A 20337-nucleotide genomic window follows, 5' to 3' on the forward strand; every position below is an offset into this window, starting at 1 on the left:
TATTCAAAAAGGAAATAAAAATGCGTGCTGGAAGTTGGCCATCTATCGCTTTAACACTCGCTTTTGCAGTCATCATTGCTGCTTGTCACGGCAAAACCATTGTCTTGGTTGGTGATATTGCACATGCTTTTTCAGTGACTCCTGCCCATGCAAGTTGGGTAGTTTCGGCAGTAGCATTGGTTGCTGCTTTAGCTTCTCCTATCGTGAATTGGGCAATTGCACATATCGGTGAGCGCAGATCAATTGTTCTGGGGTTGGTCGTAGCTGGGACATTCAGTTATCTGGATAGCCTGGCCACGACTTTTCAAGGCCTTTTAATCTTAAGGGTTCTTGAGGGCTTAGGCTATATCCTCGTTGTATTGGCTGCTTTGGCGTTGATTCTTCATACGACTGATGGCAAACGCAGAACCTCGGCGCTTGCGTTCTGGTCAGTTGCATCTCCATTAGGTGGAGCAATCGCTATCTTTTCTGTTTCACCTTATGTGGGAGTAGATTGGAGAATCGTTTTTTCTGGCCATGCGTACATCTTGTTCGGACTTGTATTGCTGACGCCATTACTTCCAGGCGGTAACCTAGTTCATAAAACAGAGCGAAAGCCGTTGTCCAAAGTTTTTGACATTTATTCCGATCCTTCATTGATCAGATTGGCTGCTGCGGTAGGTGCCCCATTAACCTTAGCGTTAGGGCTGGTTGCGATTGTGCCGGTATATTTCATTACAAAGCTGCATGTGGCTCCCACAACGATTGGTGTCATCTCTACTGTGGGCATTCTCTCTAGTGTATTGGCTGGGATTTTTGCTGGATTTATCTTGAATATAAAACGGCTGGGTCCTTGGGTTGTAGTGTCGAGTGCTTTAATCGGCCTTGCGTTAGAGTTCGTTGTATTTCTCCCTGGGACAAGTCCATCAGTGGCTATCGTGGCAAAAATAGCGCAGGGATTCTTCGGAAGTTTCGTTGTTGCATGGATATTTACCAGTATCCCCAAAATGTCTACCCATGGAGATGTGATGGGGGCAGGGGGGATCGCAGAGCAGTTTTTATATATCTCCATGTTCTTGGGACCAGTTCTTTTGTTCCCACTGTTCGTTCTGCCAACATTGATTCCGTTTTTTGTCGTTGTGACAATCGCGCATTTGCTTCCGCTCTTCTTGCTACCTTTGGATATACCAATTCGGAGAATACTGAGATTGGGCGCTAAAACCGCGTGACATTTTCATCCTATATTCTTTTTTCAGGAGTGATGATTACTTAACGAATTACTAGTCATTATTCAAACAGCAAGGAATCGGATTTCTAAATAAAGCAACGAAGTATTGTGAGTTCTGCTTTGTTAGTCCGAGCGATTCCTTGCTGCCTGAATCTGTCAGTAGGAAATTCAATTTTTATAGTATCAAGCATGTTGAAGATGCTTGTTGACATAGATGTTGAGCGCTGCTGCTCAACGATGTATTCCGCATCAGCCTCAAGCGACCTTGTGATGATGCGCTAACAACTTGTATTTAGCTTGTATCAAAGTAAGTGTTTTCATTGAAAAGATAAAATGACCATGTCTAATCTTACTAATTACCCAGTTTCTGAGCCTCTGCAGAATATTGAAGAGGGTCTGAATGCAGTAAAAGATGCTGATTCAAAGGCAGCTACCGACAGTGGCGAGCAATTTGATTTTTTTCACAAGCATGCTCCTCAACCATTTGATAGGCCAAGTAGGTGGATCAGTCGCCGTAATGTCAGTATCGTTGTGCTTGTGATTGGATCACATGTTGTTGCATTTGCTACTTACTTATATGCGCAGCATGATCTGGTTGTGATTCCCAAGAAAAAAGAAGTTTTGATCGAGTTTGTTAGGCCTGTGGTGCCAGAACAAAAAATAGAGCCGCTACCGCCTCCTCCACCTCGCAACGTGGAGCGTAAGCCTCAACCAGCGAAACCAACCCCTGCGCTAAAGACTCAGCTTGCGCAGCAAGATATTCGCCCTGATGATATTACCGTGCAGGAAAATACCACAGCCCAGCATACGCCAGAACCTGTGGCAGCAGCACCAACAAGACCGTCTGAGCCTGTGGCAGCAGGGCCCGTGGCACCACCACCACCGGCACCTAAGGAAGAGCCTGTGACGGAGGCTACTGGTTATGCAGGATATCTAAATAATCCACCACCTGAATATCCTTTATTTGCACAGCGTCAAGGTTGGGGAGGCAAGGTAATTTTACGCGTTCGTGTGCTTGCCAATGGTAAGGCCGGTTCAGTTGAGGTAAAACAGTCAAGTGGACGAAAAATTCTTGATGAAGCGGCTCAAGAGGTTGTGAAGACATGGATGTTTGCACCAGCCAGGCGTGGCAATACGCCTATTGATGGATGGGCTACTGTTCCGATTGAATTCCGAGTGTGAAAATAATTTTTGTGCAGTCCAGTTTCTTTTGTAAAAGGTCTGGACCTTAATTCCTGCTCAGCAAAGTAGATACAAACTCACTATGTAATAAGCGTTTATCTGGGCTCATGGATCAGAAAGAGGAAGCATAAAATGATCTCCCCTCACATTGTTTGATATATTGCTGCCTCACTGGACATTAGGCCTGCACTAGCTTGCCGTGCATCATGAAGGGAGGTGGGCTCCTCCCCCTCAAGATTGAGCTTACCTACAATTAGCTGGCGGGATACATGGTTTCTGCCGTCCACTGACCAGCAGATTGAGCATGCAATGTCCAGAATTGTTCGGCGACATCATGAGACTCTTTTGAGTCAGGGCTCACAAAGGTGGCCACGGTGACAGTGGCAATATGAATGTTATGTTCTTTCAGGTTTTCAAACAGTCCCAAAGTCAACGCGCGAATGCCAGCTTTGCCAATACTCAGCGAGAGATAGTCTGGGCTTGGATATAGCGCAAACCCGCCGCCTGTGAGCAGGATAGAACCTGATTTGGCTTCGGTCATTAACGGTACCACGGCTTTAATCGCCGATAAGGCACCGCCAATATTAACGGCCAGATCACTGTTAAACGTGTCGTTGGCTTGACTGGCTATTGTGGCCTGGCGAAGATTTGCCGCGTTGTAGTGCAGCACATCAATGTTACCTTCCTGATTGGCAACGGCGGTAATGAGCGCGGCTACCTGGCTTGCATCAGATGCGTCCACCACCTTGGCTTCGGCTTGATAGCCTTTGCTATTCAATTCGGCGACTAATTTGCCAGTGTTTTCGGCGTTACGGCTCGCCAGAATGATTTTGAACCCCTCTTTGGCAAAGCGTTCTGCCGTTGCGACGCCCATGCCTGGGCCGGAACCAATGCCTAAAAATACTTTCATGTGAAATCTCCTATTCAATAATGACATTCAATGTTCGCCTATTAACAGGGCATAGAAGCGCTTTTTAATAGGCGCGCTTTACTGCATGAACGCTATTCTGATGATTACAATCACTTTGATAAATAGCATAATATTAAAAATATTATTTACTGAGAGTGATGAATGGACAGATTCACCAGCATGCAGGTGTATACATCAGTGGTGGAGTTAGGCAGTTTTACAGCCGCAGCGAATGTGTTTCGAATGTCTCCTGGCATGGTGACCAAACACATCAACGCCATTGAAAAGAGGCTGGATGCGACGCTCATCAAACGCACCACGCGCAGGCTGCAAGTGACTGAAGTTGGAAAAGCCTATTACGAAAGCTGTAAGGAGATTCTGAAGAAAGTCGAAGATTCAGAAGCCGGTACGGCCATTTTAAGCGGTAAACCTAAGGGCTTACTGAAAGTCACCGCCTCACTCTGGTTTGGGTCTATTACCCTGACGCCAATTGTGTGTGATTATTTAAATCAGTTTCCGGATGTGAGTGTGGAGTTATCCCTTTCAGACCGGTTTGTAGACATTATTGATGAACACTTCGATGTGGCAATCAGGATTGGCGAACTGTCAGATTCGTCACTCATCGCCCGTAGACTGTCTACGTTTGAATTGTCGATATGCGCCTCTCCTGCCTATCTGAGCAGGCATGGTACGCCAACAAAACCAGAAGATCTGAAAAGTCATCAATGTTTGGGTTTTACCAATTGGCGCAGTCAAAGCGGCTGGAGGGTGGTTGAAAAAGCTCTGACTAACCAGAGTTTCAGTCACTCTAGATTTGACTCCAATAATGGGCAGGCATTGAGGGAGGCGGCATTAAAAGGCATCGGCATTATCATGATGCCAAAAGTGCTGTTGGAAAACGATATACACACAGGGCAACTTGTAGAAGTGCTCAAAGCGTTTACGCCACCCTCTCGGCCAGTGAATGCGGTTTATCCCAAAGAGCGGCAGACGACACCTAAACTGGCTTCGTTTGTGGATTATTTAGTCGAGCATTTAAAGTAATCAGCTTTTCCATTCCACAATTACTGTGGATAACACAGTGGATTGCTTCTTGGTAACGCGCCTAACTCTATGATTCGCTGAATTTTTGCGGCGTCGAGTAAACTTTGACCAATCTGCGTCTAAACTTAAAACGATTATTTCAGCGGCGGGGCAGGAAAGGGGTTGGGGAATACGGGCGGATATTCATAAGGCGGGCATGAAATATCGCTGACTGTCGTGGTCAATGATGGTTTCAATAAAAGATGCTGCAAAGTCCTTGTTCCTTGGTTAAACAACGTGCTGAACAAGGGGCAATTGCCTGTGCTACATGCTTTTTAAACATGTGGTTAACAAGCAATAGCTTTTCAATCAGTTGTGACGTTTAAATCTGGCAGAGCTGCGCCAGCCTTTGAACTGGCGCATTTCTGGATTTCATACCATAACAGCAATAGCTGACGGGCGCCTTACAATTTCAAAGAATCCGCATTGCTATGCGACCTGCCTGCGTGCAGACAGGCATGTGTTATTTAGTCACGCCCACGGCCGCGACCATTGCCGTGTCCATTCCCATGCCCGTGTCCACGATCATCGTCATGCCAGTTACCGTGATCATGGTCATCATGTCTGCCACCTGGCCCGCCATAGGCGTTATAGCGAGGCGCATACACGTTCTGGTACCAACTGTCCTGCACAAAGTAGACCTGGCGGCCACAGGCGCCATAATTACCACAATAACGGCCCCATTTTTTCATTTGGCCAGGCGGCACACGCAAATACATGGGCTGTTGCACGACGGCCACTGGCGGTGGCTGAATAATCACTGGTTGGGCATAGACGAGTTGTGGCGCCGGATAGGCATTCCCCAGCACAATCTGCCCATAAAATCCTGGTTGACCTACGCTCACTGCGACGCCAACCTCTGCGAAGGCCGTGACTGCGCTAGCCATTAATACTGCACCCATCGCTAATTTTTTCATCATCGTTTATCCCTCTAAATAAGGCATTGTTGCCTGATACTTACGCATTAAATTTCACGCGTATGCGCATTTTAGAAAACTGGATAATTTGATGACAGTCTCATGATTCTGATAGTCATGTCGGAATCTGCTGACGACGCTAACAGTAAAAAACGATCGATGAACATGTGTTGGTGGCGGCTTATTTCAGGTTGCGAATGGCCATCCACCCCAGGTCATGCATACACACGACAAACGCCCGTTTGTAGGTTTGTGTTTTGTAATCCGGCAAATAGTCCGGTCCCAGTTTTTTCTCACAAGATAGCTGATCCTGTTTCAGCTGATTGGGGAAAGCACCCATCTTCCACCACGAGTTGATGGGATAGGTGACATCCGGCCCATCATTGGCAGTCGAGTGACTCGCCACACTTTTTGGCGCCTCATCAACTGCTGTCGTATTGCTCATGGCTGGTTTGCTACTCTGCCCTGGCGGCGCTGCTTGTGGTGTTTTTGCAACAGTTGGCGGAACAGGTTTTTGCAGGGTATCCGCCGGTAATTCTATAAATGGACTCGGTTTGGCCTGGCTGGCCTGCTTGTTATCTGTCACTTCTATGGTGGCAAATAGCGGGTCTAGCGCATCTACTTGCGGTTTTTGCCAGCCGTGTTCGGCCAGGCAGGCAGCAAGCTGGTCACCGCTGCCGCGGCAAGCCTGGTGCGCGCGGTCTATGTCTTGTTGCGAGCCGCCACGCTTATAAGATACTTCGCCGCATCCCGCCAATAAAGCAGTTAAAAGAAGGTAAGTTAAAAGACGCATTGCTTGTCCCGTTATCAATTTGTTATGTGCAGTCTAGCTGTGTTTCGCAGTCACTATCACTACGCAAATTGACGTATTTGTCCTACACCCCCCTCTCGTTAAGCTGAGCGCAAGTTTTGATCAACTGTGATTGTTTGAATTTAACGAGAAAGGGAGTTTTAAATGATGAACTTGAAAAAATGTGCCTTGCATACAGCAGTAGCAATGGCTTGCGGCCTGGGTGCACAAATGGCAAACGCGGGTGCCACGATTACTTTTGGTGAGGACAAGTATATCAGTGCTGGCTTTGGTTTTATCGGCGGTTATTCTTCAGTAGAAGACGGTGCAGCTAACGGTAAAGACCGTTCTAACGATTTTTCTTTAGACAGTGCCCGTATTTATTTATCTGGTTCGTTCAACAAGTACATCAAAGGCATGTTGAATACAGAGAAAAACATTGCAGCACCAGGTGGTGGTAGCAGTGACACCATTCAAGTGATTGATGCCAACGTACAGTTCCAGTTAACACCAGAAGTGGCGATTTGGGCTGGTCGTTTCCTGTCACCAAGTGATCGCGCCAACATGGCGGGTCCTTACTACTCCATGGGTGGCGGCTACTGGAGCGGCATCGCTTCACGTTATGGCTTCAACGGTGGTGTGATTGGCCGTGATGAAGGTGTGGCAGTGGTGACCAGCTTCCTGGAAGACCATCTGGCAGTGTCCTTCGGTGCTTTTGAAGGTGACAACATCTTCCGTTTGAGCGGTGTGGGTGCGCAATCAGAAACTGCGGGTACTAAAGACAAATTAATGTATGCAGGCCGTGTGCAATACAACTTCTGGGACGCAGAACCAGGTTATTACGGCACAGGCAGCTACTTTGGTGCCAAAGACATTCTGTCTGTTGGTGTGGCCGGTCGTGTGAAAAAAGACGGTGTGGTCAGCGGCTTGGGCGCGGTAGGTGACTACAGCTCCTACAGCGTTGACTTCTTGTTAGAGAAGAAAGATGTCGGTCCAGGCACATTCTCAGCTGAAGCTGCCTATTACTACTACGACACCGACAATGCCATTCTGGGTGAACAAGGTAAAGCTTACTCCGCTGCGGTTGCCTATTTGTTCCAGGACGAAATCGGCTGGGGCAAATTCAAACCTTTTGTCCGCTATCAAAAGTTTGACGCGGATGGTGTGACAACCGGTACATCCAATACCCGTACTGGCGCAGATACCAAGCGTGTAGAGATCGGTACCAGCTATGTGATCGCGCCATACAACGCCATGATTACTGCCAGCTACGGTAAGACTGACACTTCAACCACATCTGATACCAACGACTTCAAAGTCGCTTTGCAGATGCAATTCTAATCAAGACTGATAACCCTTTCTCACCTAACTTTTCTTATTAGGAGATGAGTGACATGAAAACAATAGTGAAGCTGGATTTGGATAAAAAGCCCTGGGAGCAGGACGGTCAGATTCATAACCGTTGGCATCCAGATCTGCCGATGATTGCCATGGTAAAACCTGGCGATGAGTTCCGCGTCGAGTGTATGGACTGGACCGGTGGCCAGATTGGCAACAATGACAGCGCCGATGATATCCGTGATGTGGACCTGACTCAGGTGCATTACCTGAGCGGCCCAATCGGCGTCGAAGGCGCTGAACCGGGTGACCTGATGGTAGTAGAAATTCTGGACGTAGGTACCTTTGACGACCAGCAATGGGGTTTTAACGGCTTGTTTGCCAAGGAGAATGGCGGTGGTTTCCTGACTGACCATTTCCCTAAAGCCAGCAAGTCGATCTGGGATTTTCACGGCGTATACACCACTTCCCGCCATGTGCCGAAAGTACGCTATGCCGGCATCATGCACCCGGGTTTGATTGGCTGCCTGCCATCACGTGAATTGCTGGAGACATGGAATGAGCGTGAAGCTGCGTTGATTGCCACGGATCCGGACCGCGTGCCGGCACTGGCACTGCCACCTGAGCCTAAATCTGCTGTGATGGGCCGTTTATCTGGTGAAGCTGCCACAAAGGCGGCGGCGGAGGGTGCACGTACCGTGCCACCACGTGACCACGGTGGTAACTGCGACATCAAGAACCTGACCAAAGGCTCGAAAATATTCTTCCCGGTCTATGTGAAGGATGGCGGTCTCTCCATGGGTGACCTGCACTTCTCACAAGGCGATGGTGAAATCACGTTCTGTGGTGCGATTGAGATGGCCGGTTACCTGGATATCAAAGTCAGCCTGATCAAAGACGGTGTGAAGAAATATGCGATCAAAAACCCGATTTTCCAGCCTAGCCCGATCACACCGACTTACCGTGATTACGTGATTTTTGAAGGTATTTCAGTGGATGAAGCGGGCAAGCAGCATTACCTGGATGTACATGTTGCTTATCGTCAGGCTTGCCTGAACGCGATCGAGTACCTGAAGAAATTTGGTTACAGCGGCGAGCAGGCAGTAGCGATTCTCGGCACGGCACCAGTAGAAGGGCATATCAGCGGCATCGTGGATATTCCTAACGCCTGCGCCACTTTGTGGATCCCGACCGAAATCTTCGAGTTTGATATCCGGCCAAATGCCGATGGACCGAAGATTGAAGTGCCACCTGGTATTAACGTGGCGCCGAGTACGTAAGCCAGTACTTAACAAGAAAACGTTTTCATCAGGCCAGGTTTGCCCAGGCAAACCGGCAAAGAAAGGGTACAGATGCCTCTTTACGAATATGAGTGTGACAGTTGTGGCGTGTTTACCGCGCTACGCAAAATGAGTGAATCCAGTTTGCCAGCAGAGTGTGAGTGTTGCGGTGCCGAAAGTCCGCGCATTCTTTCTGTGCCCAAACTGGCCATTCTGGGCAAGCAGCAACGCTCCGCATATGAACGTAACGAGAAATCTGCGCATGAGCCTCGCAGCGGTCGCCGCTCCAGTTGTGGTTGTACCGGGTCACATACCTGTAAGACCACGACCAAGGTGAATCCGGATAACGGCAAACCTGCGATGCAAATGCAAACCAAGAAAACAGCAAGACCGTGGATGATCGGACATTAGTCCGATCGGACACTCGCCAGTATTCACATGTATGTAAGCAGAAATAGCAATTAACTTAATTGATTTATCCATAAAGGAGAAGATGTAATGAGTACCTTAAACAGACGAGGTTTTATGAAAGGCGCATTGCTGGGAGCTATGATGGCCGCAGGCCTCATCAGCGGTCATGCTTTTGCTGCAGATTTTCCAACGGCAAAAGTAAACACCACCGGCCTGGCAGTGACTGACACGACGGTAAAAGTAGGTATTCTGCATTCCGCCACCGGTACCATGGCGATTAGTGAAACAGGGTCTATCCAGGCTGAAAAGCTGGCCATCGAGCAGATTAACGCCATGGGCGGTATCCTGGGTCGCAAGATTGAAATCGTGCAGGAAGACGGTGCCTCTGACTGGCCAACCTTTGCTGAAAAAGCGAAGAAGTTGCTGGAAAAAGACAAAGTGGCTTCTGTGATGGGTTGCTGGACATCCGCTTCACGTAAAGCTGCTTTGCCAGTGTTTGAAAAAGACAACGGCTTGCTGTTCTACCCAACCTTCTATGAAGGCCTGGAACAATCCAAAAACGTGTTCTACACAGGTCAGGAAGCCACACAACAAATTCTGGCAGGTCTGGACTGGATTGCTAAAGAGAAAAAAGCCAAAACCTTCTACCTGATTGGTTCTGACTACATCTGGCCACGTACCTCGATGAAAATTGCCCGTAAACATATCGAGCAACATCTGGGCGGCAAAGTGGTAGGTGAAGAGTACATCGCGCTGGGCGACACGCAATTTGGTTCTGTGATCAACAAAATCAAACTGAAAAAACCTGACGTGATCTACGCAGCGGTGGTGGGAGGCAGTAACGTGGCCTGGTTCAAACAGTTGAACGCAGCTGGTTTGAACTCTAGCAAGCAAACCATGTTGACTATCTCCGTGACTGAAGATGAAGTGTTGGGTATTGGCGGTGAAAACCTGGCTGGTTTCTACTCAGCGATGAAGTACTTCCAGTCGCAAGACAATGATTCCAACAAGAAATTTGTTGAAGCATTCAAAAAACGCTGGGGTAAAGATGCTGTGATCGGCGACGTGACACAAGCGGCTTACCTGGGTCCATGGTTGTACAAAGCGGCAGTTGAGCGCGCAGGTAGCTTCGATGTCGATAAAGTACAAGCGGCATTGCCTGGCTACGAGTTCAAAGATGCACCTGAAGGTCCTGTGACTGTTGAGGCTAACCATCACCTGACGACCAAGCTGCGTATTGGTCAATGGGGTAAGGATGGCCAGGCCAAAGTGGTTTACACCTCTGACTACATCAAACCAGATCCATTTCCAAAAGGCTACCAATAAACCGGTAGTGGCTTAAAAGCTTGAGCGGTAGCCGGAGAATATCCGGCTACCGTTTGGCGCAAGTAGTAAACAATATTTTAGAGAAGTAGCATTTAAAGGAGACCGATATGTTTGGTTATTCAATGGCTGAGATAGGCAATATTGTGGTGATGCAGGGCTTTTCGGGTCTGAGCATGTTTACAGTGTTGCTACTGATGGCTCTGGGTCTCGCGATTATTTTCGGGCAGATGGGTGTGATTAACATGGCCCACGGTGAGTTTATGACGATAGGTGCCTATACCACGGTACTGATTTCCAAAGTGGCTGCGACGTATGGCTTCACGAATTATTACTTCGTGTTTGCGATTGCGATTGCCTTTGTACTGGCCTTCGCGGTTGGTTACTTTATTGAATTCATTATGATCCGGCACCTCTACAAGCGGCCGCTGGATACCTTGCTGGCTACCTGGGGTTTGAGCCTGGTCATGCAGCAAATTTTCCGCTCTTCATTTGGTGCCAAAGAAGTCAGTGCTGAGCTGCCTGAATGGATGCTGGGTTCGTTCCAGCCGACACCTGACATTGATATCCCGATTAACGGCGTGTTTGTGATGGTGCTGGCTGCGCTAGTGACCTTTGGCGTCTATATGTTCATGTTCAAGTCTCGCTGGGGCCTACGCGTGCGTGCCACGGTGCAAAACCGCACCATGGCGGGCGCGGTGGGGATTAACACCGCCAAAGTTGACCGTGTGACCTTTGCCCTGGGTTGCGGCATTGCCGGGATCGCCGGTGCGGCCTTTACCACCATTGCTTCTACCGGCCCGACCACAGGTACCTTGTACATCGTCGACAGCTTTATGGTGGTGGTATTTGGTGGTGCAGCCAGCATTGTCGGGACGATCGCCTCCGCCTTCGGTATCGCCCAGGCGCAATCTGTCCTGCAGTTCTTTATGACCAGCTCTATGGGCAAAGTGTCTACCTTGCTCGTTATCGTCACTATCTTGATGATGAAACCAGAGGGCTTATTTGCCTCCAAACTGCGTAAATAGCAGGGTGATGGCAACGTGTGAACAGGTTTTTCACGCGTTGCCATAAGTAAATGAACGTATTAATTGTTTCTACCTGCCGCAATAGAATCAACGCATCAACAGAGGAGAAATCTTGATGACATTATGGGAAAAAATGAAAGCCAGTCCTGTACTGGGCGGTAAGGAGGGGGTGATCGGCCTGGCTGTGCTGGCTGCCATCATCTTCGTTGTATTGCCACTGGGCGTAGATATCTTCCGCCTCAATCTAATCGGTAAATACCTGACTTACGCGTTTGTTGCGGTGGGGCTGGTCATGTTGTGGGGGCACGGCGGTATCCTGAGTTTAGGCCAGGGCATTTTCTTCGGCCTCGGTGGTTACGCCATGGCGATGTTCCTGAAGCTGGAGGCTTCTGATCCGCTGAGTACCAAAATCCAGTCTACGCCAGGCATCCCTGACTTTATGGACTGGAACCAGCTCACGGCCTTGCCATGGTTCTGGGAGCCGTTCAAGAGCTTGCCGTTTACCATCTTTGCCGTGCTGACGATCCCGGCATTATTCGCCTACATCATTGGTTACGCCATGTTCAAACGCCGGGTGGGCGGGGTGTATTTCTCCATCATCACCCAGGCGGTTGCCTTGATCCTGAGTATCCTGATTGTCGGCCAGCAAGGCTATACCGGTGGTGTCAACGGCATGACTGACTTGCGCACCATGCTGGGCTGGGATATCCGTACTGACTCTGCTAAATACATCCTGTACTTTGTGAATGGCCTGTTGTTGTTCGGTGCGATTTTCTTGTCCAAATACATCATGAGCAGCAAGTTCGGCATGTTGTTGCTGGCCATGCGTGATAAAGAAGAGCGCGTACGTTTCTCCGGTTACGACGTCTCCAATTTTAAAATCTTTATCTTCTGCCTGGCTGCGATGATGTCTGCGGTGGGTGGTGCCATGTTTACCCTGCAAGTGGGCTTTATGTCACCTTCTTTCGTCGGGATCGTGCCTTCGATTGAAATGGTGATCTTCTGTGCTGTTGGCGGTCGTGCGTCACTGATCGGTGCAGTCTACGGCACCTTACTGGTGAACTACGGTAAAACCGTATTCTCCGAGAATTACCCTGAAATGTGGTTATACCTGATGGGCGGCTTGTTTATCGCCGTGGTGATGTTCTTCCCGAGCGGTCTGGCGGGTATCTGGGATAAATATGCGACTAAATACGGCTGGTTCAAAGAAAAAGCCAAGCCTGTAAAAAAGCCTGAGGTAAGTACTTCTGAGGTAGAAGCGCAAGCAGTCCTTACCGACACAGCCACTGAAGCATCCCTGGCCACTGAATCTACCAGTGTGGTCAGCAAAAAAGTGACACGCAAGAAAGCAGACGCAAGCCCTGCAATCGAGAGTAACAAATTGAGAGGAGCAGAAGCATGAGTAATACAGACTTCGTCTTGGCTGTAGAAGATTTAACCGTCTCCTTCGATGGCTTTAAAGCGGTGGATAGCCTCACCATGTATATCGACAAAAATGAGCTGCGTGTGCTGGTGGGCCCGAATGGTGCTGGCAAGACGACCGTGCTGGACCTGATCTGCGGTAAAACCAAATCGACCTCTGGTTCGATCAAATTTAACAATACCGAGCTGACCAAGCTGTCAGAGCATGAAATCGTACGCTCCGGCGTTGGCCGCAAATTCCAGAACCCGTCGATTTACGAAAACCTGTCGGTGTACCAGAACCTGGAAGTGTCTTATCCCAAGGGCCGTGGCGTGTTTGGTAGCCTGACCTTCAAACGCACCAAAGAGGTTGAAGACCGTGTGCGTAAAGTTGCAGAAGACATTATGTTGACCGAGTTTCTCGATATGGAATCTGCCTTGCTCAGCCACGGCCAGAAGCAATGGCTGGAAATCGGTATGCTGCTGATGCAAGAACCAGAGTTGTTGATGCTGGACGAACCAGTGGCGGGCATGAGTGCGAAAGAGCGTGACCAGACGGCCGACTTGCTCAACCGCATCTGCCAGAACCGTTCGGTGATTGTGATTGAACATGACATGGAGTTTGTGAAAAAAATCGCGCACAAAGTCACTGTATTGCACCAAGGCAAGATTCTGGCTGAAGGGCCGATGGAAAAGGTGCAGGCTGACGAAAAAGTCATTGAAGTTTACTTGGGTCATTAATTACTGGGCCATTAAAGGAGCACAGCATGTTTGAAATTGAGAATTTGCAGGTGAGTTATGGCCAAAGTCAGGTAATTCATGGCCTGAACTTCAAAGCCAACAAAAACGAAACCCTGGCGATTATGGGTCGCAACGGCATGGGTAAAACCACCTTGTTTAAATCGCTGATGGGCATTTTGCCAAGCAAGGCGACCAAGGCGACGGTCGATGGGGTGGATCTGCAAGGTGCTGCCACGCATGACCGTGTCATGAAAGGCCTGGCCTATGTGCCACAAGGGCGCTGGATTTTCCCGAATATGACCGTGCAGGAAAATATCGAAACGGGGCTGGAGAAGTCTTCCTCTGGCGAAATTCCGGATGATATTTTTGCCTTGTTTCCTGTTTTGCATGAAATGCGCAAACGCAAGGGCGGTAACTTGTCCGGCGGCCAGCAACAGCAACTGGCCATCGCCCGTGCGCTGGTGACCAATCCAAAAGTATTGTTGCTGGATGAACCGACCGAGGGTATTCAACCATCGATTATTAAAGACATTGCCAAAGTGTTGAATGAAATCCGCAAAATGCGTGAGATCACTATCATTGTCTCTGAGCAGGTATTGAGTTTCACCATGGAGGTCGCTGACCGTATTATCGTGATTGATAAAGGCCGTTTTATTCATGAGGATACGCGTGATAATGTCGATGCGGCCAAGGTGAAAAGTTACCTGTCTGTTTAGATTCGGATAGTTTTAGCCACAGAGAGCACAGAGTTCACAGAGTTCACAGAGTTCACAGAGATGGCAAAAAGTTGGTTTTTCTCTGTGCTCTCTGTGTCCTCTGTGGCAAATATAAAAAAATAAACACTCTTGATTTGCCTGTGGCATGATGCGTCGGTATGGATGATATTAACTCGGCAACGCCTTTGCCTTCCCTGAGCAAGTTTCAACACAAGCGCTGGCAGGCGCGACTCGAATTAGGCTTCGCCTTGCGCGAGCAACGATCTTACCTGGCACATCGCCTGCATAGCGGGCCGCTAGTCGTGCAAAAATCATTACATCCCGAGGGTGACGCCATTTGCCATGCGGTGATTGTGCACCCGCCTGGTGGCGTGGCGGGCGGCGACGCCTTACAGTTACAGGTCAATGTGGGTGAGGGTGCGCAAGCCTTGTTGACGACACCGGGTGCCGGTAAATGGTATAAAGCCAATGGCACGCTGGCTTCGCAGGATTTAAAATTCACGTTGGCAGCAGGTAGCGGGCTGGAGTGGTTGCCGCAAGAGAATATCTTGTTCGACGCGGCTGAAGTGCGCTTTAGTGCCGAGATAGACCTGGCTGCCGATGCCAGACTTGCTGCCTGGGATATTGCCTGCCTGGGCCGTCAGGCGCAGCAAGAGGCCTGGCAAACCGGCGTTTACCAGTTAAAGCAACAGATACGCCGCGATGGCAGGCTGATCTGGAACGAACGTGCGCATATGCGTGCAGCCGATGTGCTGACGAGCAGTCGCATTGGTTTGGGTGGCGCGGTGGTGTTTGGGACATTCATTATATGCGCGGGAGCTGTGCCTGCTGATGTGGTGCAGGCGTGCAGGGAACTCGTGCCTGCCGATGCCAAGACCGGCATCACTGCTTTGCCGGAAGTGCTGGCGATCCGCTACGTCGGGCAGGCCTCACAGCAGGCCAGACAATACTTCGAACAATGCTGGCAGCTGCTGCGACCCTGGTATTACGGCCGCGCAGCGATCAGGCCGCGCATTTGGAACACTTAGAACAATAACGATTAAAGAGACGCAGCGATGGAACTGACTCCCAGAGAAAAAGACAAGTTACTGATATTTACCGCCGCACTTTTGGCAGAGCGGCGCAAGGCACGTGGCTTAAAACTCAATTATCCCGAAGCGATCGCCTATATCACGGCAGCCATTATGGAAGGCGCACGCGATGGCAATACGGTCGCTGAGCTTATGAGTTTTGGTACCACCTTGCTGACGCGTGATGACGTGATGGAAGGCGTGCCGGAAATGATTCCGGATATACAGGTGGAGGCTACTTTTCCGGATGGGACGAAATTAGTGACCGTCCATCACCCCATTCCATAGGTGTGAATGATGAAAATGGCGAATTGCGGCGTTGCGCGGTACTCGAAATCCTCATGTACTACATGTACATTCCGGTTTCTGCGTTCCGTGCGCCTTGCACTTCATCCATTTTGATCATTCACTGACGCATCTAAAAGGTTCAATAGGAAAAATAATATGATTCCCGGCGAAATGCAGGTCGCAGCAGGCGACATCGAACTAAACACAGGGCGCGAAACCGTGACGCTGGATGTGGCGAACAAGGGTGACCGGCCGATTCAGGTTGGTTCGCATTACCATTTTTATGAGACCAACGACGCCTTGTCATTTGACCGTGCGCTGGCTTATGGCTGCCGGTTAAATATTGCTGCAGGCACGGCGGTGAGGTTTGAGCCTGGTCAGACGCGTACCGTGCAATTGGTGCAACTGGCTGGTGATCGAAAAGTATATGGCTTTGCTGCACGGGTGATGGGGAGCCTCAAGGATGGGAGTAAGCAATGACCATTAAAATGGATAAACGTGCCTATGCCGAAATGTTTGGCCCGACTGTGGGCGACAAAGTGCGCCTGGCGGATACCGAGTTATGGGTAGAGGTGGAGAAAGACTTCACCATTTATGGTGAAGAGGTCAAGTTTGGTGGCGGCAAGGTCATTCGTGATGGCATGGGCCAAGGCCAGGGCCTGGCGGCGGAAGTAGCTGATACCGTGATTACCAATGCCTTGATTATTGACCATTGGGGCATTGTTAAAGCCGATATCGGTATCAAGGGCGGTTATATTTCTGCCATTGGCAAAGCCGGGAACCCGGATATCCAGCCCGGCGTGACCATTGCCATTGGTGCAGGTACTGAGGTGATTGCCGGTGAAGGCATGATTATCACCGCCGGCGGCATTGATACGCATATCCACTTTATTTGTCCGCAGCAGATTGAAGAAGCATTGATGTCTGGTGTCACCACCATGATAGGTGGCGGTACTGGGCCAGCCACTGGCACATTTGCGACCACCTGTACGCCGGGGCCATGGCATATCCACCGTATGTTGCAATCTGCGGATGCGTTCCCTATGAATTTAGGCTTTCTTGGCAAGGGCAATGCCAGTTTGCCTGAGCCGCTGCGTGAGCAGGTGCGCGCAGGCGTGATCGGCCTTAAATTGCATGAAGATTGGGGCACGACGCCCGCAGCGATTGATAACTGCCTGAGTGTGGCTGACGAGATGGATATCCAGGTGGCGATTCATAGTGATACGCTCAATGAATCCGGCTTTGTTGAAACCACCATAGGTGCCTTTAAAGGCCGCACTATTCATACCTTCCATACCGAAGGCGCGGGTGGCGGCCATGCGCCGGATATTATCAAAGCGGCCAGCCATCCGAATGTGTTGCCGTCTTCGACCAATCCGACGCGGCCATTCACCGTCAATACGATTGACGAGCATCTGGATATGCTTATGGTCTGCCATCACCTGGATCCAGCCATTGCCGAGGATATCGCTTTTGCCGAGAGCCGTATCCGCCGCGAAACGATTGCCGCTGAAGATATCTTCCACGATCTCGGTGCGTTTTCCATGATGTCATCTGACTCACAGGCCATGGGGCGCGTCGGTGAAGTGATTATCCGCACCTGGCAGACCGCACATAAAATGAAAATCCAGCGCGGCCCGTTGGCTGAGGATACTCCCGGCAACGACAACTTCCGCATTAAACGCTATATCGCCAAGTACACCATTAACCCGGCGCTGACACATGGTATTTCGCATGTAGTGGGTTCCGTGGAAGTTGGTAAACTGGCCGATTTAGTCGTCTGGAAACCCGCATTCTTTGGCGTGAAACCATTTACCATTATCAAAGGTGGCATGATTGCCGCAGCGGCGATGGGCGATCCGAATGCGTCTATTCCGACGCCGCAACCGGTGCATTACCGGCCGATGTTTGGTGCTTATGGTGGTGGTTTGAAAACCGCAGTGACCTTTATTTCGCAAGCCGGGCTGGATAATCCTGAAGTGCACGCATTAGGCCTGCAAAAACCGCTTATCGTGGTGAAAGGCACACGCGATGTTAAAAAGTCAGACATGATACATAACACCTGGATGCCTAAAATCGAGGTCGACCCGGAAACCTATGAAGTGTTGGCTGATGGCATGCCGCTGGTGTGTGAACCGGCGGAAGTGCTACCGATGGCGCAACGTTATTTCCTGTTTTAATCATGATTCATTTAACCGAACGTATTACTGTCAGCGGCCGTATCGACGATCAATTAGAGTTACCTTTTGATCAACGCCAGAAAAGTCGTCTGCGTGTGGCGCTGGTGTCTGGTCGTGAAGCTGCCCTGTTTCTAAGCCGTGGCATTATTTTACGCGGTGGCGATTTGATTCAATCAGAGGATGGCAGTCTGGTGGTGCAGATTGTGGCCGCGCAAGAGCCTGTCTATAACGTGATTGCGCCTACCCCAAGAGATTTAATGCGAGCTGCTTATCATTTAGGCAATCGCCATGTGCCCTTGCAGATTGGCGATGGTTGGCTGCGCCTGGAGCAGGATTATGTGCTCAGGGATATGCTGCTGGGTTTAGGTATGCAGGTGAGTGAAGTGCATGCACCATTTGAGCCGGAAGCCGGGGCTTATGGTGGCGGCCACCGGCATGGTGAGGATGCCTTACATTCATTGCGCCCGCGGCAGGATGGTCATGCGCATGGCTAGTGCACTGGCACTGAGTCGGTTGCTACAACTGGCAAGTCCGTTGCTGCCGGTGGGGGCTTATGGCTATTCGCAAGGGTTGGAATGGGCCATTGAGTCTGGCGAGGTGAAAGATGTTGCTTCGGCCCAGGGCTGGATAGGCGACAGTTTACAGGTCTATCATGCGCGCTTTGAGTTGCCAGTGTTATACCGTTTATATCAAGCTTGGCAGGCAGGCAACATGCAGCAAGTGCAAGCCTGGGACAGTTTTTACCAGGCCGGGCGCGATACCGCTGAAGGTTGGGCGGAAACGCGGCAAATGGGATATTCGTTGCGGCGGCTGTTGAATGATTTAAAGCCGATGTCTGCCGAACTGGTTGCGCAGGTGAATACGCTGGCGTCACCTGCTTTTCCGACGCTCTATGCGGCCATTGCCCAGCACTGGCAGATTGCGCCTGAGCAGATGTTACACGGTTACGCCTGGGGCTGGCTGGAAAACCAGGCCAGCGCTGCCATGAAAGCCGTGCCATTAGGACAGGTCGCTGGCCAGACCATTCTGCTCGCCTTGGGTGAGCAATTGCCGCAAGTAATACAGGCTGCGATGCAACTGCCTGAGGATGAAATGAGCAATTTCAACCCGCTGCTCAGCATTGCTGGCTGTCAACATGAAACACAATACAGCAGGTTATTTAGATCATGAAAATACATACCCAATTCGACACCCCCACGCCCGCCGTTACCGACTACAAAGAACCTTTGCGCGTAGGCATCGGCGGCCCGGTTGGTTCCGGTAAAACCGCTCTGACCCTGGCGCTGTGCCAGCGCTTGCGCGAGGCATATAACATTGCCGTCGTCACCAACGATATTTACACCAAGGAAGACGCCGAATTTTTAACGCGTAATGAAGCGCTGGTGCCAGAACGTATCATCGGTGTCGAAACTGGCGGTTGCCCACATACGGCGATTCGTGAAGATGCCTCTATGAATCTCGAAGCCGTCGATCAGCTTAGCAAACGCTTTAAAACGCTGGATATCGTGTTTGTCGAAAGTGGTGGCGATAACCTGGCGGCGACGTTCAGCCCGGAGTTGTCTGACCTGACCATTTATGTGATCGACGTGGCTGCAGGTGAGAAAATTCCACGTAAAGGCGGCCCTGGCATTACCAAATCAGATTTGCTGGTGATCAATAAGATCGACCTGGCACCTATGGTAGGCGCATCGCTGGAAGTCATGGACCAGGATGCCAAACGTATGCGTGGCGAGAAGCCGTTTGTGTTCAGCAACCTGAAAAGTGGGCAGGGCCTGGAGGAGATTGTGAGGTTTATAGAAAAGCAGGGCCTGATGTTATAGCGACATCGCTGCCTCTATGAATTCATCATACATAGCTAACTTAATTCTGTTGGAGAAGATTGAATGAAAAAAAGTATTGTTTGGGGTGTCGCAGCTAGCCTGGTATCTGGCGTGGCTTGGGCGCATCCAGGGCATGGCCTGACGACTGGGTTTGCGACGGGTTTCCTGCACCCGCTTACCGGCTGGGATCATTTGCTGGTGATGCTGTCACTTGGCGTGTGGGCCGCGCGTCGGCCCCAAGGGCAAGGCTGGCAATTGCCAGTGTTATTTGTGCTGGCGATGGCGGTGGCTGCGCTCACAGCGATGACCTGGTTATCTGTCTCCATGGCTGAGTTGCTGGTGGCGTTTAGTGTGTTGGTGATGGGGGCTTTGTTGCTGGCAGAGATCAAGCTATCGCGTAGCATCCAGCTTGCTGGTGTTGCGGTGATTGCGGCTGCACATGGGTATTTGCACGGTGTGGAGTTAGGCAATCACTGGGCTGCGTTGGCCGGTATGGTGGTGGCGACTGCGCTGTTGCATGGGGTTGGCTGGGCATTAGGGCGTCAGCCGCAGTCGTGGGCGAACTCGGTGTCCAGAGGGTTGGGCGGAGTCATGCTGGTCTTAGGTGCCTACTTGGGAGCCAGCTTGCTCTGGGCTTAAAATAACAGGCTGT

22 protein-coding genes are annotated in these 20337 nt (G+C 50.3%); 19 read left to right on the forward strand and 3 right to left on the reverse strand.

The window, feature by feature from the left end:
- Positions 1-20: 20 nt before the first annotated feature.
- Entirely contained in the window at positions 21-1208 is a 1188-nt protein-coding gene (locus MET42_RS0104440) for an MFS transporter (protein ID WP_019881603.1), read from the forward strand.
- A gap of 338 nt (positions 1209-1546) precedes the next feature.
- Positions 1547-2389 carry an energy transducer TonB gene (locus MET42_RS0104445; protein ID WP_369751517.1) on the forward strand — a complete coding sequence of 281 codons (843 nt, stop codon included), beginning with the start codon at positions 1547-1549 and terminating at the stop codon, positions 2387-2389.
- 253 nt (positions 2390-2642) lie between these two features.
- On the opposite strand, the gene MET42_RS0104450 is transcribed toward MET42_RS0104445, so the two are convergent.
- On the reverse strand, positions 2643-3299 hold the full coding sequence (locus MET42_RS0104450; protein ID WP_019881605.1) for an SDR family oxidoreductase: 657 nt from the start codon (positions 3297-3299) through the stop codon (positions 2643-2645).
- Between the two features lie 162 nt (positions 3300-3461).
- Between MET42_RS0104450 and MET42_RS0104455 the strand changes: the two genes are divergently transcribed.
- Complete coding sequence (locus MET42_RS0104455; RefSeq protein WP_019881606.1) at positions 3462-4343, forward strand: LysR family transcriptional regulator; 882 nt, start codon at positions 3462-3464, stop codon at positions 4341-4343.
- Between the two features lie 506 nt (positions 4344-4849).
- Here MET42_RS0104455 and MET42_RS0104460 read toward each other — a convergent pair.
- Positions 4850-5299, reverse strand: coding sequence for a hypothetical protein (locus MET42_RS0104460; RefSeq protein WP_019881607.1), 450 nt, complete (start codon positions 5297-5299; stop codon positions 4850-4852).
- A gap of 181 nt (positions 5300-5480) precedes the next feature.
- Positions 5481-6092 (reverse strand): hypothetical protein, encoded by a 612-nt coding sequence (locus tag MET42_RS0104465; protein WP_232411317.1) that lies wholly within the window; start codon positions 6090-6092, stop codon positions 5481-5483.
- 162 nt (positions 6093-6254) lie between these two features.
- On the opposite strand from MET42_RS0104465, the gene MET42_RS0104470 reads away from it, so the two are divergent.
- From MET42_RS0104470 to MET42_RS0104545, 16 genes are all read left to right on the forward strand, one after another.
- Positions 6255-7430 (forward strand): hypothetical protein, encoded by a 1176-nt coding sequence (locus tag MET42_RS0104470; protein ID WP_019881609.1) that lies wholly within the window; start codon positions 6255-6257, stop codon positions 7428-7430.
- A gap of 53 nt (positions 7431-7483) precedes the next feature.
- On the forward strand, positions 7484-8707 hold the full coding sequence (fmdA, locus tag MET42_RS0104475) for a formamidase (RefSeq protein WP_019881610.1): 1224 nt from the start codon (positions 7484-7486) through the stop codon (positions 8705-8707).
- A 72-nt stretch (positions 8708-8779) separates the two neighbouring features.
- On the forward strand, positions 8780-9118 hold the full coding sequence (locus MET42_RS0104480) for an FmdB family zinc ribbon protein (protein ID WP_019881611.1): 339 nt from the start codon (positions 8780-8782) through the stop codon (positions 9116-9118).
- An 87-nt stretch (positions 9119-9205) separates the two neighbouring features.
- Positions 9206-10444, forward strand: coding sequence for an urea ABC transporter substrate-binding protein (gene urtA / locus MET42_RS0104485; RefSeq protein ID WP_024929617.1), 1239 nt, complete (start codon positions 9206-9208; stop codon positions 10442-10444).
- A gap of 107 nt (positions 10445-10551) precedes the next feature.
- A complete protein-coding gene (gene urtB / locus MET42_RS0104490; RefSeq protein WP_019881613.1) occupies positions 10552-11469 on the forward strand; it encodes an urea ABC transporter permease subunit UrtB in 918 nt (305 codons plus the stop codon).
- A 115-nt stretch (positions 11470-11584) separates the two neighbouring features.
- A complete protein-coding gene (gene urtC, locus MET42_RS0104495) occupies positions 11585-12871 on the forward strand; it encodes an urea ABC transporter permease subunit UrtC (protein WP_019881614.1) in 1287 nt (428 codons plus the stop codon).
- Positions 12868-13611 carry an urea ABC transporter ATP-binding protein UrtD gene (gene urtD, locus MET42_RS0104500; protein ID WP_019881615.1) on the forward strand — a complete coding sequence of 248 codons (744 nt, stop codon included), beginning with the start codon at positions 12868-12870 and terminating at the stop codon, positions 13609-13611. Before urtC ends, urtD begins: the two co-directional genes overlap by 4 nt.
- A 26-nt stretch (positions 13612-13637) precedes the next feature.
- Entirely contained in the window at positions 13638-14327 is a 690-nt protein-coding gene (urtE, locus tag MET42_RS0104505) for an urea ABC transporter ATP-binding subunit UrtE (protein WP_019881616.1), read from the forward strand.
- Between the two features lie 158 nt (positions 14328-14485).
- Entirely contained in the window at positions 14486-15355 is an 870-nt protein-coding gene (locus tag MET42_RS0104510) for an urease accessory protein UreD (RefSeq protein ID WP_019881617.1), read from the forward strand.
- A 27-nt stretch (positions 15356-15382) separates the two neighbouring features.
- Positions 15383-15685, forward strand: a complete 303-nt coding sequence (ureA, locus tag MET42_RS0104515; protein WP_019881618.1) for an urease subunit gamma — start codon at positions 15383-15385, stop codon at positions 15683-15685.
- Positions 15686-15841: 156 nt separating this feature from the next.
- On the forward strand, positions 15842-16165 hold the full coding sequence (locus tag MET42_RS0104520; RefSeq protein WP_019881619.1) for an urease subunit beta: 324 nt from the start codon (positions 15842-15844) through the stop codon (positions 16163-16165).
- Complete coding sequence (ureC, locus tag MET42_RS0104525; RefSeq protein ID WP_019881620.1) at positions 16162-17865, forward strand: urease subunit alpha; 1704 nt, start codon at positions 16162-16164, stop codon at positions 17863-17865. Before MET42_RS0104520 ends, ureC begins: the two co-directional genes overlap by 4 nt.
- Positions 17866-17867: 2 nt before the next feature.
- Positions 17868-18359, forward strand: coding sequence for an urease accessory protein UreE (ureE, locus tag MET42_RS0104530; RefSeq protein WP_019881621.1), 492 nt, complete (start codon positions 17868-17870; stop codon positions 18357-18359).
- Positions 18352-19035 carry an urease accessory protein UreF gene (locus tag MET42_RS0104535; protein ID WP_029512317.1) on the forward strand — a complete coding sequence of 228 codons (684 nt, stop codon included), beginning with the start codon at positions 18352-18354 and terminating at the stop codon, positions 19033-19035. The genes ureE and MET42_RS0104535 overlap by 8 nt, the downstream gene beginning before the upstream one ends.
- Positions 19032-19685, forward strand: coding sequence for an urease accessory protein UreG (ureG, locus tag MET42_RS0104540; RefSeq protein ID WP_019881623.1), 654 nt, complete (start codon positions 19032-19034; stop codon positions 19683-19685). The genes MET42_RS0104535 and ureG overlap by 4 nt, the downstream gene beginning before the upstream one ends.
- A gap of 63 nt (positions 19686-19748) precedes the next feature.
- Positions 19749-20324, forward strand: coding sequence for a HupE/UreJ family protein (locus MET42_RS0104545; protein WP_019881624.1), 576 nt, complete (start codon positions 19749-19751; stop codon positions 20322-20324).
- The last annotated feature ends 13 nt before the right edge of the window (positions 20325-20337 follow it).

The organism is Methylophilus sp. 42, from assembly GCF_000384155.1.
In the GTDB taxonomy this organism is placed as follows: domain Bacteria; phylum Pseudomonadota; class Gammaproteobacteria; order Burkholderiales; family Methylophilaceae; genus Methylophilus.

What these genes read in the sequence shown, in the direction of transcription:
- ureA (WP_019881618.1), top strand. Translation starts at nt 15,383, where the DNA reads ATGGAACTGACTCCCAGAGAAAAAGACAAGTTACTGATATTTACCGCC.
- urtC (WP_019881614.1), top strand. Translation starts at nt 11,585, where the DNA reads ATGACATTATGGGAAAAAATGAAAGCCAGTCCTGTACTGGGCGGTAAG.
- urtD (WP_019881615.1), top strand. Translation starts at nt 12,868, where the DNA reads ATGAGTAATACAGACTTCGTCTTGGCTGTAGAAGATTTAACCGTCTCC.
- MET42_RS0104450 (WP_019881605.1), bottom strand. Translation starts at nt 3,299, where the DNA reads ATGAAAGTATTTTTAGGCATTGGTTCCGGCCCAGGCATGGGCGTCGCA.
- MET42_RS0104455 (WP_019881606.1), top strand. Translation starts at nt 3,462, where the DNA reads ATGGACAGATTCACCAGCATGCAGGTGTATACATCAGTGGTGGAGTTA.
- ureG (WP_019881623.1), top strand. Translation starts at nt 19,032, where the DNA reads ATGAAAATACATACCCAATTCGACACCCCCACGCCCGCCGTTACCGAC.
- MET42_RS0104480 (WP_019881611.1), top strand. Translation starts at nt 8,780, where the DNA reads ATGCCTCTTTACGAATATGAGTGTGACAGTTGTGGCGTGTTTACCGCG.
- MET42_RS0104440 (WP_019881603.1), top strand. Translation starts at nt 21, where the DNA reads ATGCGTGCTGGAAGTTGGCCATCTATCGCTTTAACACTCGCTTTTGCA.
- urtA (WP_024929617.1), top strand. Translation starts at nt 9,206, where the DNA reads ATGAGTACCTTAAACAGACGAGGTTTTATGAAAGGCGCATTGCTGGGA.
- MET42_RS0104445 (WP_369751517.1), top strand. Translation starts at nt 1,547, where the DNA reads ATGTCTAATCTTACTAATTACCCAGTTTCTGAGCCTCTGCAGAATATT.
- MET42_RS0104545 (WP_019881624.1), top strand. Translation starts at nt 19,749, where the DNA reads ATGAAAAAAAGTATTGTTTGGGGTGTCGCAGCTAGCCTGGTATCTGGC.
- MET42_RS0104520 (WP_019881619.1), top strand. Translation starts at nt 15,842, where the DNA reads ATGATTCCCGGCGAAATGCAGGTCGCAGCAGGCGACATCGAACTAAAC.
- urtB (WP_019881613.1), top strand. Translation starts at nt 10,552, where the DNA reads ATGTTTGGTTATTCAATGGCTGAGATAGGCAATATTGTGGTGATGCAG.
- urtE (WP_019881616.1), top strand. Translation starts at nt 13,638, where the DNA reads ATGTTTGAAATTGAGAATTTGCAGGTGAGTTATGGCCAAAGTCAGGTA.
- ureE (WP_019881621.1), top strand. Translation starts at nt 17,868, where the DNA reads ATGATTCATTTAACCGAACGTATTACTGTCAGCGGCCGTATCGACGAT.
- MET42_RS0104510 (WP_019881617.1), top strand. Translation starts at nt 14,486, where the DNA reads ATGGATGATATTAACTCGGCAACGCCTTTGCCTTCCCTGAGCAAGTTT.
- MET42_RS0104535 (WP_029512317.1), top strand. Translation starts at nt 18,352, where the DNA reads ATGGCTAGTGCACTGGCACTGAGTCGGTTGCTACAACTGGCAAGTCCG.
- ureC (WP_019881620.1), top strand. Translation starts at nt 16,162, where the DNA reads ATGACCATTAAAATGGATAAACGTGCCTATGCCGAAATGTTTGGCCCG.
- MET42_RS0104465 (WP_232411317.1), bottom strand. Translation starts at nt 6,092, where the DNA reads ATGCGTCTTTTAACTTACCTTCTTTTAACTGCTTTATTGGCGGGATGC.
- MET42_RS0104460 (WP_019881607.1), bottom strand. Translation starts at nt 5,299, where the DNA reads ATGAAAAAATTAGCGATGGGTGCAGTATTAATGGCTAGCGCAGTCACG.
- MET42_RS0104470 (WP_019881609.1), top strand. Translation starts at nt 6,255, where the DNA reads ATGATGAACTTGAAAAAATGTGCCTTGCATACAGCAGTAGCAATGGCT.
- fmdA (WP_019881610.1), top strand. Translation starts at nt 7,484, where the DNA reads ATGAAAACAATAGTGAAGCTGGATTTGGATAAAAAGCCCTGGGAGCAG.